The following is a 17131-nucleotide window of genomic DNA, read 5'->3' as shown; positions in this document are numbered from 1 at the left end:
CCAAAAAGGTTAGCGCCCCGCTTTCCTGCCAGCTTGACGCAAATCAATCCGGGAATGGCCCGCATGCGGAAGAAATCGCGACGCCCGTATGGTTTTTTCGGACGGAACGAAGCTGCCTTTGCGGGTAAAGGTCTTTGCATTGAGCGAGAATTGGACTTGACGTTACCGGGCGCGGCACCCGTTCCGGCGAAGCCGGTCGGCTGGTGGTCGCGCCTCGACGCGTAGCGGCGGGAAAGTTAAACCGCGTTGCCAACTCAACGTAACCGTCCTCGCGCCTTGAAGACCTCGATTTGCAGCGCACGTTCTGCAGCATCGAATGCACTGCCGATCGCAAGTTCGATACTTTCGTTCTGCCCATGCCCGATGAGCGTTGCACTGTCTTCGGCCATCAAGACATCAAGGCTGACGTCGTATCGGATATCTCCACGGTCGGTTCGCGTCAAACCGATCGCGAGCTTGCAACCGAATACTTTCGCCGCGTAGCGTTCGAGCCGGATGAGTTGTGCGGCGGCTTCCGCTTCCAGCGAGTCCGATCCGCTGAAGCCGAGATAGATGATGTCCATACCGATGTCCACTTTCGTCCTTCCACCGTCGCTGCGCAGCCCCAACCCTTGCGTGTCGCTATAGAAAAAGGATGGCTTGCCCGCAGCCGCTGCCGTTGACATGCATCAAAGGGCATCGGTGTGGCAGTTGGTACGAAAACGCCCGTGCCTGCCTCAACAATCCCGAGTTGAAGAAAGCGCGCGTCGACTGGGCGGGCGAGCAGCAAACCCACATAGTGCTGTCATGGGTCAGGCCTTCTCAAAACTATTGGCGTATGTGATCGAGAATTCGCGCCTGTGCTCAGGCAACTCATCGCGCTCATCCTCGCGACAGGATTGGCGAAGGTGGTGGTGGACACGATCGATGAGGCCAGTCAGGCCAGCAAGGATATGGATTTGCTCAGACCAGACGTGGTCCTGATCGACCTTCACCTGCGCGTCGGCAGGGGGATGGACGCGTAGCCGATCACGACTGGGGAAGGCTTCCGTGCCAGAGGACGTAAGGTCTGGCAGTCGTCTATTCGCCACCACCTAGCCCGCATAGGCTGCCTATGTAGTGATCAGCTATTGTTCAGAAATAGATGCTTCAATTCCGGATCATATCGAGGAGATCATTACTTTATTACCTCGTGTCATCCAAAAACTAAATCGGTGGATAAACTTACCGATGTGATCACCAGCAGGGGCGCCGACCGCTAAAGGAGCGAGGACGGCAGAGCGCCCGCCGGGAACGGACGATCGCAACGCACCGATACCACATGAATGGTTTGGCTTTCCGAGGAGTTAAACCATGAGCACCGATGAACTGGAAATTCAGGATCTGCTTCATATCGAGGCGGTGGTAACCCGCCTGGAAAACCTCAACCTTGCTGGCTGTGCTTCGGAACATCGGTTCATCACCGATCCCGACTACTGGCACAGACGGCTTCTGGGCACGTGCGTCGTCGCCAGCTCAGCGCAGGTCATCACGAAGAAACAGGATCTGCTCGAGCGTCTGTCGGCGATATCGCGTCGCCTGGGGAGGATGCATGCACAGCACCCGGATTAAGTACAGGGGGTATCGTCTCCAGCCTCTGGCGGCGTACGAGAGCGGCGAATATGTCGCGATGTTTATCGTGCAGTCACCCGACGGCAGGGAAAGGGCCTCGTCGGTACTGGGCAGTTTCGGAAACGCGGACGAGGCAAGGCAGTTCGCGCTTGAACGCGGCATGGCCGAGGTTGACAGCGCATGTCGCCAACTGTGAGCCCGATGAGTAGATTCCCCTGAAGCTGCAGAGCATCCGGTCTGCCAGCGCACTCAGGCAGGCGCGTGTGGCCGCTCATCGGCGTGATCGTTGACGCGGCCCTCGACAGGAGGAAGGGACGTGATCAAGGTTCTACTGGCTGATGACCACGCGGTGGTACGCGACGGATTACGCCATGTCCTGCTCGACGCCAGCGGGTTTGAAGTCGCGGGTGAAGCGTGGGACAGCACGACGACCATCGCGATGGTGCGCTCCGTCGGCGCCAATGTACTCCTGCTCGATCTGTCGATGCCTGGGCAGAACGGTATCGATCTCATCAGGCAGATCAAGGACGAGAACCCTGCCTTGCGGATACTCGTGCTGTCGATGCATGCGGAGCACCAGTACGCTGCGCGGGCCTTCAAGGCAGGCGCATCGGGTTACCTGACCAAGGAAAGCGCGAGCAGCGAGTTGCTCAATGCGATCACGAAAATCGCATCCGGTGGGGTGTATGTGGGCCTGTCAATGGCCGAGCGGTTCGCCCAGAACCTGAATGAACCGGCGGAGGCAATGCCCCATCAGCGGCTATCCGAGCGCGAGTTTGATGTCTTCAGACGAATTGTCGAAGGCCAGAGCCTCACCGAGATTGCCCATGAACTGTGCCTCAGCGTGAAGACGGTCAGCACGCACAAGACGCACATCATCGAAAAAATGCAGGCGGGGAATGAAAGCGCGCTCATCCGCTACGCCATACGGCACAAACTCTTCGAGGACGAAATCTAGCCTTGGCCAAAGTGGCGCGTTTCCTGCACGTGTCGTATGGCAGCCTACCGGCGGGGCTACTGGCGTGCAAGACCTCTTCGTCAGAGGGTACCGCCAGTCTTAATTGGCACCTACCTCAATAGTACTTGTCGCAGCTTACCAACCCGCAAATAGAGAGCCGTGATCGTTGCCGTTGACATGAGTCAAACCTGCCTGCCTGGTGCCGCACATACTCAGGTCATCAACCTGATGAGGCGTTTGCCGTGTTCAGCAACCAGATCATTTCTGCCCTCCTGATTGCCGCAGCGGTCACTGCAATACCCGCCGCTTTCGCGGAACAGGAGGGCACAAACACTCAAGATACTGCAGGCTATGTCCAGCAGACGGACAGCGACGCGAGCGCCGCGCTGGAACGGCTGTACGCGAAGGCACCAGGAACCCGGGAACTGCTAGCGGGTGCAAATGGCGTACTGGTCTTTCCTGATGTTCGTGCCGGCGGTGCGATTCTAGGCGCCGAGTACGGACGCGGCGTCCTGCGTGTTCCCGGGGCGCCCAACACATACTACAACGCGAAGACCGCTTCCGTAGGCGCACGCCTCGGCTACGAATCAAAGAGCGTGATCCTCGTGTTTCTCACCCAGGAATCGCTTGACCGATTCCGCAAAAGCAAAGGCTGGACGGTGGGTGTCGATGGATCTGTTGTTCTGTTCAAGGCAGGCAAGAGCGGAAAGTTTGACACCAATACGGCACGCCACGCGATCATGGGTTTCGTCGACACGAAGAGTGGCCTGATGTTCGACCTGTCGCTGACGGGAACGCATTTTTCGAAGGCTCCGGTATAGGTGAACGCCCGAGACGGCGATCGCGGGGTGAACCTGACAGGCAACGGTCGAGCGGGAAATATCAATGCGCGGCGATGCGATCAGTGCGCATCGTTTGGCAGGAGGCAATCATGAAAGTCAAAGATATTTGCAGTCGTGGAACGGTCCATATTCCTATGTCCTGCAATTTGCAGGAAGCCGCGACGCAGATGCGCGACCAGCACGTTGGCACGCTGGTTGTGACGGGCGGCGGATCGACCAACCGGATCGCGGGCATCGTGACCGACCGGGATATCGTGTTGAAGGCTGTGACACGGACCATTTCTCCGAGAGAACTGTTGGTCACGGATGTGATGACACCCTATGTGGTGACTGTCGATGCCGACGCGGATGTGGCCGACGCGATGCAAGCCATGTCGTGTCATGGGGTTCGTCGGGTTCCCGTCACGAACGCGGAGCAGGACATCATTGGTGTGCTTTCGCTTGACGACGTGATCGAGGCGCTCGGTCAGGATCTGGCGTTGTTGTCGAGCATCATCCGCTGTGAGCAGAACCGCGAGAGTTGCGGTTCAGTACAGACCCGGCTGCCCGTGTAACAAGGCATGGGTATCGCCAGGGACGACCGGGAGCACATCATGCGAAACGCCGTGAACAAGGCATCTGTGGGACATTGCCGCAAATTGCCGGAAGGGCTGATGCCTAACCTGTGCCAGCCGTACCGCGGCTATCTGATTGAAGTGCGGGTATCGATCAGCCCGGTGATTTCGCTGAGTTGCATGCCCCGCCGGCACTACAACGTCTCCTGGTCAGTCCGTCCCGTTGACGACGTTGCCACAGCAGCGACAAGCGTTGATGTGCGGACCGACTTTATCTCTTATAACGGTGCCCATAACTATGGCGAGAGACAGGCCCGGGAGTTTGTCGACAGGGAGCTCGCAAGCGTGCCTGTTTGACGACTCGCCGATAAGGCACATTGCTCCCGTGTTCGTGGTTTCCCTGAGGGCATATTGATTCGGCCTTGCTGTCCGGATGCGCTGTGTCCAGGTGGAGGAAGACATGAAAGACGACGCATACGAACGACGCACGCTGCTGAACAATCTCGGCCGCGTCATGCAGTTGACCGCCCGCATTAGCGAGATGCGGCCGGTTCCTCCGACTATCGGGAATCTGATCGAGCGCAATCCGATCCTCGAAGACGAGCCTTTGCTGGAATACCTGGATCGCACGATGCTGGTCGAAGACTTCATTACCCGCTCGCTACGCGCGTTTTGCCTGTGGCCTCAGTGGCTCCTCACAGATCCGCTTGATCGAAACGCGTTTGCCGCCAGTGTTCGTGAACACCTCTTCAAGGGAAACCGGCGTGGATGGAAGTTGTTTGCTGCCCGAGTACGTGGCGAGGTCGATTGGTTTGACGCGCAAGAGGAGCACTGGCCGTTGGCTGCGGATATCGCGCTGTCAGCGCCCGCATTTAATGAACCGGAGTCAGATGAGCGCGACACAAGGGTCGCCGTCACGGACATCGAACGCGGATACGACGCGCAGGCGACTGCTGAGAGTATTGAAGGCTTGACGCCAGTGCGGGAGCGGGGCCGCGCAAACGAACAGCTTCCCGAAACGCGTGGATAAGAGACACACCATAACTGCCAGGCACGCCGGGCAAGCGCCCTGATTCATCCCGAGCGGCAATCGCGAAGCCGATGATGAGCAACCTTCTGCGACGCGTACTCTGTGCGGACGCAGCGAGTCTTAGCTTACCGAAGCGCTGCCCGACAACCTTGCTGCGTTTCATCTGCGTAAGAGATATACAGCGGCGCAAAGCACGCCCTTGCCAGCGCTGGCACTCCGGGCCTGGCGATATAGTTGACGTACGTCAAGAGGCCGATCAGGTTCGTGCCGACAATGATTTCTCCAATCCATGAAGGAGAGTCGTCGTGAATGAACAAGCCACAAAACTGCCTGTGAAGAAAGAGGTCGAGACAGCCCCGCCTGCAGGCCTGTCACAGGCATGGCATCCGGTTGAAAGCCTGCGCCGGGAGATTGACCGTCTCTTTGACGAGTTCGACCGTGGTCCTGGAATCCTGCCGTTCCGACGTTCATTTTTTGGTCTCGAACCGTTCTGGCGCCGTGAGCGCTCCTGGGTGTCGGTGCCCGCCGTTGACGTATCGGAGACCGAGAAGGCTTACGAGATCGTGGCCGAACTGCCTGGAATCGACGAGAAGGACATTGAGGTGAAACTCGCCAATGGCGGTCTCACCATCAAGGGTGAAAAGCGCGAGGAGAAAGAAGCGAAGAAGAAAGACTACTACCTGCATGAACGCCGCTTCGGGGCCTTTGAGCGCTACTTCCAGATGCCGGAGGGCGTTGATCGCGAGAAGATCGAGGCAAGCTTTCGAAAAGGCATCCTGACAGTGACCCTGCCCAAGACGCAGGAAGCACAAAACGCCGAAAAGAAGATTCCCATCAAGGCGGCGTAACTAGCCTCACATTGAAACGATTGGACGTATACGCAAGGAGTGCGGTCATGTACAGATTTATCCGTACTGCAACGGTCAGGAACGCGGCGCTGCTGCCGTCGGCACTGGTTTTCGCATCGGAGGTTACCGCCCACATCAATAACGAGTATTCGCTCAATATGTGTTTCGGTGCCGAGCAATTCGGCAGCCTCAAGGTTCATTGGCACTTTGATGCCGACAGTCTCGACAGGATGCAGCAGGTCAACGAAAGACTGATGGGAGATCAGGACTACGTTGCCTTGCTCGAAAAATATAAGGATATCTGGGCGGACGGCGCCATGCGCGACACCGTCATTCGCCTGGCCTGAGTGCACGTTTCAACAGACCTTCTGAAACAATGCAGCAGGACTACTGACGCGTCATCCCAGGCTTCAGTATCTATCTGCTTCGACCCGAAGAACCGGCGCCCGCTCGTCTGAAGCGGACTTGATCGTTGCGATCGTCAGCCTCGCTGGGGTGGTGGGCGCCGGACTCTGTCGCTCGAAGTTGCCGCTACGTAGCGACACTCCCCAGTGTACGCACTTCCGCACGGCTTTGGCTCCGGCATCCACATATCACCGTTTAGCCGCGCACTTCCAGGTGGACAGCCCCACGGTTGACCTTGGTCAATGTGGACCGCTTTGCCTGGGAGCACGCTTGAACCAAGCGCCGCTCCTGCGATATACGGCTAATTCCGTGCTGATCGATGGCAAGGCAAACGGCCGCTCTGGATGTGCCCCGACCGCGATCCGCTCTGGTCAACGCGCTGCATGCGCAGCGTCGCATGTCATGCGGGATCATCGGAACCTGCCCTCGGGGCATAGTACCGGTTGCTCGTCGTGCTGACTCGATCCCGGGGGCGGAATTGCCGATGCCGCCCGGATTGGGTAAATGGGACCGGGAGCGGCGCTCCTTAATGTGATCCTCGCGATGGCGAATCGTCAACGCAAGCAAAAGCAATGTCGCCAGGCGGATCAGAGCCGCATTTGAGCGTCGGCGCATCTCAATCATCGTCGAGGGACATATTTTTTGAATGTGGCGCGTGCATTGTTCCGCAACGCGGATGGGCAAACTATGTTGGGTGCGATGACTGACGTCAAAGACGTTCTGCTCGTGATCGACATGCAAAATGACTTCATGTCGTGTGGTACCCTGGCAGTCCCACGCGCCGACGAAATTGTGCCAGTGATAAACCGCCTCGCGCAGCGCTTCAGCAACGTTGTTTTGACGCAGGACTGACATCCCCGATCGCATCTGTCATTCGTCACCAATCATCCGGGACGACACCGGTTTGAAACCGTGGCGTTTCCCTATGGTGAGCACGTTCTCCGGCCGTCGCATTGCGTGCAAGATTCTCTGGACGCCGCGTGACATGCAGACCTCGACGTACTGCACGCGCGCGCAGTCATTCGCAAAGGTTATCGGCCAGATGTCGACAGCTACCCGGCATTTGTCGAGGCCGATCGCCTAACCCGAACAGGTCTCGCGGGATACCTCCATGAAGCGGGCGTCACCCGGGTATGGTGTTGTGGCGTTTGAATTCTGTGTCGCATATTCGGCACTCGACGCGCGCGCTGCGGGTTTCAAAGTCGCGGCTGTTAAGGATGCAACGCGCGCGATCAATCTGAAGACTCATTGACGCGTGCCTGGCGCGCCATGAGCGATGCTTGTGTTGAACGGGTGCTATTGCAGGAACTACTGATCTGAATGCGAGCAGAGGCACTGCGCATAGTCACACTCACACGGATAAAGTGCCGTTCCGCGAGCGCGTGGCGGAAAAACACTGCGACTACTCTGGCAGCCCGTGAGCGGGCACTCGAGCCAGGGCTGTAGAGAGTGAGACGTTTCAGCGGGGGGCCATCCTGGCGGAGACAAGTTCTGACGAGACAAATCGTCATTTGATCTTGGTCAATTCCGGCCGTCGTTGATCATCGAAGATGAAGCTTGCAGCAATCGCTCCTCAGGGGACAATCATGCCAGACTTCCTGCTATTTACAAGACTTTCTCCCGAGCGTATCCAGTCGGCAGAAGAGACGGAGAAGTGCGAGCAGAGGACCTTGGAAGCGATCAGGAAGAACTGTCCGGGTGTCGAGTGGAAGCAAAGCTACGCGCTCATGGGACCGTATGACTTTCTGGATATCTTTACGGCAGACGACATGGAGACGGCACTGAAGGTTTCGGCTTTGGTGCGCAAGTTCGGCTATTCACACTCCGAGATCTGGCCAGCTGTCGAAAGGCAATTCCACAGGAAGCTCATCGAGTTGATCGACTGAGGGAGGAAAGAATGCGTGCCATTGATGTCATGACTACGTCGGTCCTGTTTGCACATCCGGATACCTCTGTGCAGGAGACCGCAAAGACACTCGCCGAGAATCATATTAGCGGCATGCCCGTCATCGACGACAAGGGCGCGCTGATTGGGATGATCACGGAAGGCGATCTTCTCCACCGCGCCGAGATTGGCACGGGTGTCGGCAAGCGTGCATGGTGGCTGGAGTTCCTTGCATCGACACGGGAACTGGCGCACGGATATGTCAGGGAGCATTCCCATAAGGTCCGCGATCTGATGACGACCGACGTCGTTTCGGTAACGGAGGATACGCCTGTTGTTCAAATCGCCGAAATGCTCGAGCGACACCGGATCAAACGTGTTCCTGTGTTGAAGGAGGGCAAGGTGACGGGGCTCGTGAGTCGCGCGAATCTCATTCGTGCGCTTGCCAGTGCGGTTCCCGACGCGGTACCTTCCGTCGCACCGGAAGATGAATCAATACGCGATGCCATCGTGAAAGCAATGAAGGACACGCGTTGGTCGTTGTCGCGCGAAGATGTCCTTGTTACACACGGCGTTGTTCATCTTTGGGGGATCGTCACGAGCGAGGAGGAGCGCAAAGCGATTCGGGTGGCGGCTGAAAACGTGCCGGGGGTGAAGGAGGTGAACAGTCACCTCGAGTATCCCGTCACGCTTCCAGCGATGTAGCCGACTGAAGCAAGACGCGTCGCAACTTTCTCGTACATCAAACTGGGCAATGAAGATGACAGATTCTCGCGACCACTGCGTGTCACCGATGCGCCGCGACAGGATATTCCAGTCACATACGGACGACAGCTACCGGACCCCGACTCGCGTGCAAGGAGGTAAGGCCTGCCGCGAATGCGGCGCCGTCTACGAAAAAGGGCGCTGGATATGGACCACGAATGCGGAGCAGACAGGTCAGCTTGTTTGCCCTGCATGCCGTCGGATACTTGAACACGCACCTGCCGGTGAACTGTGGCTGGAGGCGGGCGGGTATCTTCTCGCGCACCGCGATGAGGTAGTTTCCCTTCTGCAGCGTGAGGCGGCATATGAAGAAACGTGTTACGCGCTTGAGCGGCTGATGAGCATTGAAGAGCAGGCAAAGGGTGTACGGGTGACAACCACGGGCCGCCACATGTTGCGGAGACTCTGCGAAGCTCTCGTCCTGGCTCATCACGGACAACTCTCCCTCAAGTACCGCGACGGCGGAGGCATTCTTCGTGCGCGATGGAAGCGGCCAGGCGATTAGGAAGATCGTGTCGTACGCGTGCATTCGCGCGCAAAGACGTTCAGGAACAAGGAAACGAAAGTGACGCACCTCTATCCCGATTGCGCCTTGCTGACGGACCTGTACGAACTGACGATGCTGCAGTCGTACTTCGACTGCGGTATGAACGAACCGGCGACATTCGAGCTATTTGTCAGGAAACTCCCGGCACAGCGGAACTTCCTGATGGCAGCGGGGCTGGAGCTGGTTCTGGATTATCTGTGCGATCTCCGCTTCACTGATGTCCGGCTTGAGATGCTTGCACGCACAGGCCGGTTTAGCGGCGCGTTTCTGCGATCCCTGGGGTCGCTGCGCTTTACCGGGTCGGTGTACGCGATGGCGGAAGGCACTGTGTTCTTTCCTGACGAGCCTATCCTTCGGATTACGGCTCCATTGCGCGAGGCGCAACTGGTTGAAAGCCGGGTCATGAACCTCGTGCACTACAGTACGCTGGTTGCGAGCAAGGCCGCGCGTTGTGTCCTCGCAGCGCCGGGAAAGCAGCTTGTCGACTTTGGCCTGCGACGGGCCCATGGCGCAGAGGCCGGCATACTCTCGGCGCGTGCGAGCTACCTCGCGGGTTTCAGCGGTACCGCCACGCTGCAGGCGGGGCTCGACTTTCACATCCCGATGTTCGGGACCATGGCGCACTCGTTTGTTCAGGCCCATGGAGATGAAAGCGAGGCATTCGAGCATTTCGTGCGCTCACAGCCGGAGAATGCACATCTCCTGATTGACACATACGACACAGAGATCGCGGCAAAAAAGGTGGTGGCGCTGTCGAAACGGCTTGCAGCGGAGAAGATGACCATCAAAGGTGTGCGGATCGACAGCGGCGACCTGAGCATCCACGCGCAAAAGGTCAGACGTATCCTGGACGAAGGTGGACTGGATGCGGTGACCATTCTCGTCAGTGGCAACCTGGACGAATGGCGCATTGAGAAGCTTGTTCATGCGCAGGCGCCGATTGACGGATTCGGTATCGGCACCCGTATGAATACATCGGCCGATGCACCTTACCTTGACTGCGCCTACAAGCTTACCCAGTATGCGGGGCGGCCGCGTCGGAAGCGCTCTGAAGGCAAGGCGACCTTGCCAGGCGTCAAGCAGGTTTTCCGCACGCATGGTGCCGAAGGGAAGCTCGCATGGGATGCGCTTGTCCTGGAAGACGAGCGGCATGCGGGCGTCCCACTTCTGCAGCCGGTCATGATTGACGGTCAGCGTCTTTGCGATCGATTGACGCTGGATGTCATGCGTCAGCATGCGCGGCGTGAACTGCTCTCGGTGCCAGAGCGTATTGCAGCGCTCAATCCGTCGAACGAACCATATCGCGTCGATATCTCTGAGCGATTGGTCGACCTTGCGCGGGAGCTAGACAGCATGCAGAGCGCGCATTGAGCGTTTGTGCTTTCTTGGCATAAAAGTTCCCGATGGATATAGGCGACCGTCTTAACTGGCATCACTTTTCAGGCCGCATCGACTGCCTGGGCTCGCACGCCACGAAGGCGTGAACTCTGCGCCGCGCCATACGGGCGCCGTTTTCACGCATCACAGTGCAACGCCGCACCGCGACCCATCCTTGATTCAACGAATTTTTCACTTACGGCTAGCAAGAAATAGGAGGCTTACGAAAGCTGTCAAGCCTCCATCGCTTCCCTCGCAAGACGAAGTGCATCGTGGATTTTGGCGAGTCTCTGCTTTTGGTCGGTCTGAAGATCGATGATGCGTTGTTCAATGCGAGCCTTTGTCGCAGGCGACGCACTCTGAAGCTGATCATGAAGTGCCTTGAGCTTCGCATCTGATTCCTCGCGGTACTGCTCAATGTGCCGGGCAGCGTCCAAAGCGGCTTTTCGCAAGTTCTCTTCTGACCTTAATACAACTTCATGCAGCGCCTGCAGTCTCTTTTCCGTCCGTCTGGCAGCGAACTCGGTGCGACGTGCTGCGACTTCTCGCTTCAGTCTGACTACGCGTTTTTTGATCTCGTCTTCGACGAAGTCATCTCGTGCTGCGCGGATGACACTTCCGCCAAACGCCTCAACTCGCGCGTCTACGAGCGTTATCCATTCCTCTGAGGCTTCGGCGAATACCGCGGTCTTACCGGGAACAAGTTCCTTGCAGATCGAGCTGAGAAACTCCTTGCTCACCCCCAGGTTGAAAAGATCCAGCACCGCACCAATGATGCCGCCCGTAGCCGCACCAATGCCCAGGCCGGCGAGCCCGCCGAAAAGCCCCGCCGTACCGCCAATCAACGCGCCGACGCCGGAGCCAATGGGCGCAGTTTCCCTTTCCAGTACAACAAGAGTGCCATCCATCCCGCGTTGAACGATCGCATGGTTAAACAGGGTGATATCACCTGCCATATGCAGCGCTTCGAACGCTTCCAACCCTGCGCGGGCACTTGCTTCGTCTGGAAACAGGGCGAAGATGAAATTGGTCATATCGAGCTTCCGTCAAATGTACGGAAACTGGAGCTTCGCAACATAGACGCGGGCATTGGGTATTGACTCTGCGAATCGCGCAATACGCCAGGTTGGTTCATAGGGAAGCACACGGTAGTTCTGCAACGCAGCGCCCCGGAATGCCCGGACCGCCTTCAAGATAGCGTCAACAAGCCGACTTGTCTTGACACAGGTCAGCGGCGTGACCGGGGGAGACCCAGTTATGTAGCCTTGCTCCCGAGCGAAGAATCACCCGCGCCGCAATTCAATGCGTTCCCCAATGTCTCGGATCGCTATCGAAAATGCTGATCTGCATCAGTGTTATGAGGCCACGTGTCACACATCATGATCTCGCTGCGGCTGGCATTTTTCCGCGGAACCGCGGCGAAGATTATGGAGCATTTCATGCGTCGCCATCTTCCCTCTTTCGAGCGGCTGGCATTTTCCGTGGTGACAGCGTCCGCGGTGATTTGTGCCGCAATTCTGCTTGCCCACCGATATGGCGGATTCGAAAGCGCAGGTCTGACATGGACGTCGAATCTATGCTTTGAACGGACCTTAATGTGTCAGGATCCGGTTGCGTCCGACGGAAGCGGATGCCGGTCTGCCGTTAATACAAACGCCGAATGCCCATTCGCAGTATGGTAGCGCCCGCCGATGCTTTGCGTACCTGAGGTTCCTTGATTTGTGTCAGCGTTCACAACGCTTGTACCGGTATGCTGGAATTCAATCAGCACACGCAAACGGCCGGAGGCAGTCATGCAAGCGAAACACCGCACCCTGATCATTTGCTATTCGCGCAGCGAGACGACGGCAGAATTTGCGGGGCGACTTGCCGACGAACTCGATGCCGATCTTGAACGCGTGTATGAAGAGAGTACCAGGTCGCGCCGGGGCATCACGGGCTTTGTCCGCTCGATCCTCGATACGCTATTTGGGCGTCCGGCGCATCTGCAGCCGATGAAACATCGCCCGGTGCAATATGACCTGGTTGTAGTTGGAACGCCTGTATGGGCGGGCCGGGCGTCGACACCCATCACTACCTGGCTGGCTGCTCACCATCACGAACTTCACCATGTAGCGTTCTTCTGCACGATGGGTGGCCGCGGCAGCGATCGGGCATTCGCACAGATGCAGGCTTTGGCGCAGCGTGCGCCGATCGCGACCTGTGCCGTCTCCGCGCGCGATGTCGAAAGTGGTGATGCGCGAGAAAAGCTTGCGCGCTTCGCCGTGACGATCCATGACTGTCTGGCGGGGCAAGCAGCCCAGGCGGCAACCGGAGCCGGGTTAGGCCCGTACCACACCAGTCCCAGCGCCAGCAATCTGTAGCAACCTGTAGCGCCTGATGTGGGCTACGCAATCGGGGAGAACAGATGATTTGCGTAAGAGCCATAAGGCCCGCATTGCATAAAAGAAACAAGATCACGCGAATGTTATGCGCGCTGTTTCATTTGCCTCGACTCGCTCTTCATCGAAGCAGTCGCACGAAATCGTTGGGCAACTGCACAGGGCCGTTCGATGGCCGCTTCGCTGAACCTCAGACTAACGCTCAGATGTGTGCCGCAATTGACCATCGTCAATTTTTCGTCCGGATCGGGCGATACGCTTGGCTCAAGTGCTTCGCAAACAGAGAGAGAACGAACGTGAAAACAGGCAAGGTGAAGTGGTTCAACGACACGAAGGGTTTCGGCTTCATTTCCCCCGATGACGGCGGCGAGGACGTGTTCGTTCATTTTTCCTCGATCAAGTCCGATGGCTTCAGGTCCCTTCACGAGGACCAGCGGGTCAGCTTCGAGGTCAAAGCGGATCAAAAAGGCCTGCGGGCAATGGATGTGCGCCCGCTCTGAAGAATCAATGACGAGGAGACTGCGATGCAGAGCGATCACGCTTTTCACCCCGAATTGCGGCACGCCACGGTGCCGACCTATATTGTCAGCTACCTGTTTCCAGCATTGATCTTGATCTACGAGATCTATCGCGTCGGATATTGGGTTTCCCAGCAGGGGATGAACTTTGTCGCATTCAGCCAGACGGGCTATGAGTATGCCCTGATGCTTGCCATGTTCGCGGTACAGGTTGTCATCGCCCTGCTGTTTATGGCCTTGGTCTGGTCCACTCATCATCCGGACTTCGAGCATCGGCTGACGAATCTGGCGCTTGGCCTCGCGTGTTCGGGCGCCGTGCTGGCGTTCGATTACATCGCGCTTCAGCGGCCGGCCTGATGCTGTCGGGAAGCCATGCGACGGCTACGAGGTGGAGTGGAGCAATGGGCTGGACGGGCCAAGATCACTTCCTCGGATGGTAAAGCTGCGCAGCGTGATGCGCCACTGTAGGCGCTGACAGGTTCATAAAAACAGTGTACGTCAGCACATCCTGCATCGGGTTGCCCTCGAACTGGTTAGCCTCTTTCCACGGCGGTTCACGCGCGGTTTCGCGCGCACCGGGATAACGGCTGGAAGCTTGTTTCAAGAACCAGGCCTGCAATGGTCGCGGCGAATCCGACACGCCTGCAATGCCCGATCACTGCGAGCGATTGAAGGATCGCTTGGAAGACGTACTTTCACGCTGCGCGCGGTTTAATGCTGGAGCCGCGCTTCCCGTTAAGGACCCGCCTGGGCCATGCACGTGCCCATCAGGGAACGACCAGGTCGAATTGCAGCGTTACGCGTACGCTCAAAACGTCGTTCTGTATCGAGCGCAGTCTTCCCGCTGCCACTCTTACGTTAGTTGACGGAAGTCAATTGGATCGCAGCTCTCAATCGTACATTCATAGCGTAACAGTGCGAATCAAGCCGGACGTCTGCTCGCGGCAGGCGCTGAACTCGGGAGACGTCATGGACGGAGCGAAGAGGGGAAGAACGATATGTGCGGTTGTAGCGGTGTGCTTGACCGCATGTGGCGGTGGTAGTTCTCCGCCGACGCCAAACGCCGACCCGCAAGGATTCTGGCAGGGAACAGCGGGCGATGGACGGGATGTTTCCACCTTGATCCTTGAACAGGGTCAGTATTTTATGGTCTTTTCTTCCGGCACCACGGTAAGCGGCATGGTCGAGGGAGCATTTAGCGTGAGCGGCAACACGCTTATTGACAATGCCGCGATCGATTTTCCGGCCTCGGGGGCCGCCACTACTGCGAGCGTTACGGGTTCCGTCACGACACGACAGTCGCTATCCCTCACCGATGCTGAGTCCAGCGGCGTCAGAGCGGTCACGGGGACCTATAGCCCCGCCTACGACACCCCGGTAGATATATCGGAAGCCATTGGCACCTGGGTGGGAAACATAGGCAGTACGGGGGAGACCAGACTCACGATCAGCCCGGATCTTTCTTTCACGGGCACGCAGGGATCGTGTTCGTTCAGTGGCTCGGTGCGTGCACGGCCAACGGGCAAGCACGTGTTTGATGGAAGTTTAACGTTCAATGATGTGTCGTGCGCGTCTGGAACCGGAACATCAATGAACGTCGAAGCTGTCGTTTCAGGAACGAAGATCACTGCCGTAGGTGTGAACTCCTGGACAACAGTCGGGTTTGCGTTTGTCGGAGCGCGGCAATGACGAGTGGCAAAACGACTGTATCCGGGATCTGGCGGTCAGCGCATTACGCAGACGAGGCGTTCCTTCAGATGCCCCACTGCGCGAAAGGCGTTCCTGGCCTGATCGCAAGGGAGGTTGCGTACGCGATTTGCGTTCGACATCAACCACCTTCAAAACGGGACGCGCTGACCGCGCCAGTACTGTACTGAGATGAAGCACATCATGCCTTCTATATTCAGATCGAGATCATTTAGGATAGCGGCCGCACTGATCATGTCGCTTGGCTGTCCAAGGTTGACGGAGGCGCAGAGCGCGAGTGCGCCTCCATCGGCTGCCCAGTCGCCAGACGATATGGCCTCGGAATCTCGCGGAGGATCGTTGGCTCCAGCGGAAATGTCGGGAAATAAAGGGAAAACGCGTGCGCAGGTGAAGCAGGAACTGGAGCAGGCTAAGAAAAGTGGCGAAATGAATCGCATCAACGAGTTCTATGGCCTACCGCGATGGTGACCGTGCGTGCGCTTTAAACGACGTTCCTCGCAGCGGTGTTGCAAGTCATCTTAGTGCTGCTTTACAGGCCGCCCCGCGATGGATCTGCGTTTCGAGCGGGCAGCCCGAAATTGGCACAATTGGTAAGCGGATGATAAGCCCGACCGGGTATGTAGTCCGGTCCACAGCCAGCGAAAAATGCCGCTGCTGCGTTGCCGTCGCAGCGCTTCCAGAGATATCTCAAGCCGAGAGCGCCGCGGACCCGGTCCTTGCGGACCACGCTAGCCGGCGTTCGCTTGCATGTTTGCGATAGCTTGTGCAACTAGTGGCGCGCTATCCAGCACGGTAAGCCGCTCTAGAAACGCACCGCGTGGCACGCGCCACGGCGCGACACTATCGGTCACGACGACGCTCGCCAGCGTGCCGTTGCCCAGCTTTTCGCACGCATCGGCGAGGAAAAGACCGTGCGTGGCAGCAGCATGAACTTCGGTCGCGCCCAGCGCAAGGCAATGGCCGGCAACCAGCGAGAGCGTGGTTCCCGAACCGATCAGGTCGTCGACGATGATCGCGCAGCGGCCCGCCAGATCGCCGACGACAGGCTTTCCGGTGACGATGCCGCCGGCGCGCAGTTTCCCAGCGAACGCCGCTTCCACGGGGCTATCGAGCAGCTTCGAAAGCCGGGCGCGAAAGTCCTCTGCGCGCCGGACACCGCCTGCATCAGGCGAAACGACAACGAGCGCCCTGTCGCGCAAATGTGACGCGAACCACTGTGCGAGCAGGCCGTTTGCCTCGAGATGCTCGGTCGGAATTCGAAAAGCGTTCTGGTACGCGGCCTGATTGTGAACATCGAGCGTGGCGAAACGGGATGCGCCCACGGCTTCGAAAAGCTGCGCAACATAGCGTGTGGTCACGGGATCGCGTGTCTGCGAACGACGGTCCTTGCGCGCGTAACAGAGGTAGGGTGCGATGACACTCACACGCGCCGCGGAGGCGTCGACCAGAGCTCCCACGAAAAAAAGCAGCTCGCACAGCTTGTCGTTCACCGTGTGACCGGGTTCGGCATACAGCGAATGGATCACATACACGTCGCGACCGCGGACGCTTTCGAGCGGGCGCATTTTGTGTTCACCATCCTCGAAAGGACGCCACTCGTGCTCGGCCAGCGCCGTGCCAAGCGTGGTGGCCACACGCTGCGCGTAGGCGTGACTCGCGGGAGGGGAGAAGAGCATTGGCGCGGTGTTCATCGTGATGTCTCCTGGTGGTCTGTTTGCATTCGT

Annotated in this window: 23 protein-coding genes and 1 pseudogene; 19 read left to right on the top strand and 5 right to left on the bottom strand. The window is 58.1% G+C overall.

What is annotated here, in order from left to right:
* Positions 1-254 precede the first annotated feature (254 nt).
* Positions 255-563, bottom strand: a complete 309-nt coding sequence (locus C2L66_RS24995; RefSeq protein WP_103323722.1) for an HPF/RaiA family ribosome-associated protein — start codon at positions 561-563, stop codon at positions 255-257.
* Between the two features lie 276 nt (positions 564-839).
* On the opposite strand from C2L66_RS24995, the gene C2L66_RS40800 reads away from it, so the two are divergent.
* From C2L66_RS40800 to C2L66_RS24950, 9 genes are all read left to right on the top strand, one after another.
* Positions 840-1004, top strand: a complete 165-nt coding sequence (locus tag C2L66_RS40800) for a hypothetical protein (RefSeq protein WP_158512177.1) — start codon at positions 840-842, stop codon at positions 1002-1004.
* 328 nt (positions 1005-1332) lie between these two features.
* On the top strand, positions 1333-1590 hold the full coding sequence (locus C2L66_RS24990) for a hypothetical protein (protein WP_054935269.1): 258 nt from the start codon (positions 1333-1335) through the stop codon (positions 1588-1590).
* A gap of 316 nt (positions 1591-1906) precedes the next feature.
* The gene (locus C2L66_RS24980) at positions 1907-2548 is read left to right on the top strand and encodes a response regulator (protein WP_060605896.1); all 642 of its coding nucleotides are present in this window, start codon (positions 1907-1909) and stop codon (positions 2546-2548) included.
* 242 nt (positions 2549-2790) lie between these two features.
* On the top strand, positions 2791-3369 hold the full coding sequence (locus C2L66_RS24975; protein WP_054930647.1) for a lipid-binding SYLF domain-containing protein: 579 nt from the start codon (positions 2791-2793) through the stop codon (positions 3367-3369).
* Positions 3370-3479: 110 nt separating this feature from the next.
* The gene (locus tag C2L66_RS24970; RefSeq protein WP_054930650.1) at positions 3480-3944 is read left to right on the top strand and encodes a CBS domain-containing protein; all 465 of its coding nucleotides are present in this window, start codon (positions 3480-3482) and stop codon (positions 3942-3944) included.
* Positions 3945-3983: 39 nt separating this feature from the next.
* Positions 3984-4301 carry a hypothetical protein gene (locus C2L66_RS24965; RefSeq protein WP_148654618.1) on the top strand — a complete coding sequence of 106 codons (318 nt, stop codon included), beginning with the start codon at positions 3984-3986 and terminating at the stop codon, positions 4299-4301.
* A gap of 103 nt (positions 4302-4404) precedes the next feature.
* Complete coding sequence (locus C2L66_RS24960; protein WP_054930649.1) at positions 4405-4974, top strand: hypothetical protein; 570 nt, start codon at positions 4405-4407, stop codon at positions 4972-4974.
* A gap of 305 nt (positions 4975-5279) precedes the next feature.
* Positions 5280-5822 carry an Hsp20/alpha crystallin family protein gene (locus C2L66_RS24955; protein WP_060605902.1) on the top strand — a complete coding sequence of 181 codons (543 nt, stop codon included), beginning with the start codon at positions 5280-5282 and terminating at the stop codon, positions 5820-5822.
* A 47-nt stretch (positions 5823-5869) separates the two neighbouring features.
* A complete protein-coding gene (locus C2L66_RS24950) occupies positions 5870-6169 on the top strand; it encodes a hypothetical protein (RefSeq protein WP_060605905.1) in 300 nt (99 codons plus the stop codon).
* Between the two features lie 253 nt (positions 6170-6422).
* Here C2L66_RS24950 and C2L66_RS41785 read toward each other — a convergent pair whose 3' ends face one another.
* Positions 6423-7082: a hypothetical protein gene (locus tag C2L66_RS41785; RefSeq protein ID WP_233445048.1), complete on the bottom strand. Its 660-nt coding sequence runs from the start codon at positions 7080-7082 to the stop codon at positions 6423-6425.
* On the opposite strand from C2L66_RS41785, the pseudogene C2L66_RS24945 reads away from it, so the two are divergent.
* From C2L66_RS24945 to C2L66_RS24925, 5 genes and pseudogenes are all read left to right on the top strand, one after another.
* A pseudogene (locus C2L66_RS24945) lies at positions 6963-7547 on the top strand (nicotinamidase). The gene C2L66_RS41785 and the pseudogene C2L66_RS24945 overlap by 120 nt on opposite strands.
* A gap of 230 nt (positions 7548-7777) precedes the next feature.
* The gene (locus tag C2L66_RS24940; protein WP_233444974.1) at positions 7778-8113 is read left to right on the top strand and encodes a GYD domain-containing protein; all 336 of its coding nucleotides are present in this window, start codon (positions 7778-7780) and stop codon (positions 8111-8113) included.
* A gap of 11 nt (positions 8114-8124) precedes the next feature.
* Positions 8125-8817: a CBS domain-containing protein gene (locus C2L66_RS24935; protein ID WP_060605907.1), complete on the top strand. Its 693-nt coding sequence runs from the start codon at positions 8125-8127 to the stop codon at positions 8815-8817.
* A 49-nt stretch (positions 8818-8866) separates the two neighbouring features.
* The gene (locus C2L66_RS41780; RefSeq protein ID WP_082433795.1) at positions 8867-9382 is read left to right on the top strand and encodes a BCAM0308 family protein; all 516 of its coding nucleotides are present in this window, start codon (positions 8867-8869) and stop codon (positions 9380-9382) included.
* Positions 9383-9496: 114 nt separating this feature from the next.
* On the top strand, positions 9497-10795 hold the full coding sequence (locus C2L66_RS24925; protein ID WP_054930641.1) for a nicotinate phosphoribosyltransferase: 1299 nt from the start codon (positions 9497-9499) through the stop codon (positions 10793-10795).
* Between the two features lie 239 nt (positions 10796-11034).
* Here C2L66_RS24925 and C2L66_RS24920 read toward each other — a convergent pair whose 3' ends face one another.
* Positions 11035-11835 carry a DUF1269 domain-containing protein gene (locus C2L66_RS24920; protein WP_054930636.1) on the bottom strand — a complete coding sequence of 267 codons (801 nt, stop codon included), beginning with the start codon at positions 11833-11835 and terminating at the stop codon, positions 11035-11037.
* 759 nt (positions 11836-12594) lie between these two features.
* Between C2L66_RS24920 and C2L66_RS24915 the strand changes: the two genes are divergently transcribed.
* The 3 genes from C2L66_RS24915 to C2L66_RS24905 all read left to right on the top strand — a co-directional run bounded on the left by C2L66_RS24915 (position 12595) and on the right by C2L66_RS24905 (position 14057).
* The gene (locus tag C2L66_RS24915; RefSeq protein WP_054930635.1) at positions 12595-13164 is read left to right on the top strand and encodes a flavodoxin family protein; all 570 of its coding nucleotides are present in this window, start codon (positions 12595-12597) and stop codon (positions 13162-13164) included.
* 314 nt (positions 13165-13478) lie between these two features.
* Positions 13479-13682, top strand: coding sequence for a cold-shock protein (locus tag C2L66_RS24910; RefSeq protein WP_054930640.1), 204 nt, complete (start codon positions 13479-13481; stop codon positions 13680-13682).
* A 24-nt stretch (positions 13683-13706) separates the two neighbouring features.
* On the top strand, positions 13707-14057 hold the full coding sequence (locus C2L66_RS24905) for a hypothetical protein (protein WP_054930634.1): 351 nt from the start codon (positions 13707-13709) through the stop codon (positions 14055-14057).
* Positions 14058-14121: 64 nt separating this feature from the next.
* Here C2L66_RS24905 and C2L66_RS24900 read toward each other — a convergent pair whose 3' ends face one another.
* Positions 14122-14304 carry a hypothetical protein gene (locus C2L66_RS24900; protein WP_148654619.1) on the bottom strand — a complete coding sequence of 61 codons (183 nt, stop codon included), beginning with the start codon at positions 14302-14304 and terminating at the stop codon, positions 14122-14124.
* Between the two features lie 515 nt (positions 14305-14819).
* Between C2L66_RS24900 and C2L66_RS40795 the strand changes: the two genes are divergently transcribed.
* Both C2L66_RS40795 and C2L66_RS42400 read left to right on the top strand, forming a co-directional pair.
* On the top strand, positions 14820-15389 hold the full coding sequence (locus C2L66_RS40795) for a hypothetical protein (protein ID WP_148654620.1): 570 nt from the start codon (positions 14820-14822) through the stop codon (positions 15387-15389).
* A gap of 189 nt (positions 15390-15578) precedes the next feature.
* Positions 15579-15875 (top strand): DUF4148 domain-containing protein, encoded by a 297-nt coding sequence (locus C2L66_RS42400; RefSeq protein ID WP_082670431.1) that lies wholly within the window; start codon positions 15579-15581, stop codon positions 15873-15875.
* Positions 15876-16135: 260 nt separating this feature from the next.
* Here the strand turns inward: C2L66_RS42400 and C2L66_RS24890 are convergent, their stop codons facing one another.
* Complete coding sequence (locus tag C2L66_RS24890; protein WP_054930633.1) at positions 16136-17098, bottom strand: ribose-phosphate diphosphokinase; 963 nt, start codon at positions 17096-17098, stop codon at positions 16136-16138.
* Between the last annotated feature and the right edge of the window lie 33 nt (positions 17099-17131).

This window comes from Paraburkholderia caribensis (assembly GCF_002902945.1).
Lineage (GTDB): Bacteria > Pseudomonadota > Gammaproteobacteria > Burkholderiales > Burkholderiaceae > Paraburkholderia > Paraburkholderia caribensis.
This window is presented reverse-complemented; position numbering and strand designations above follow the sequence as displayed.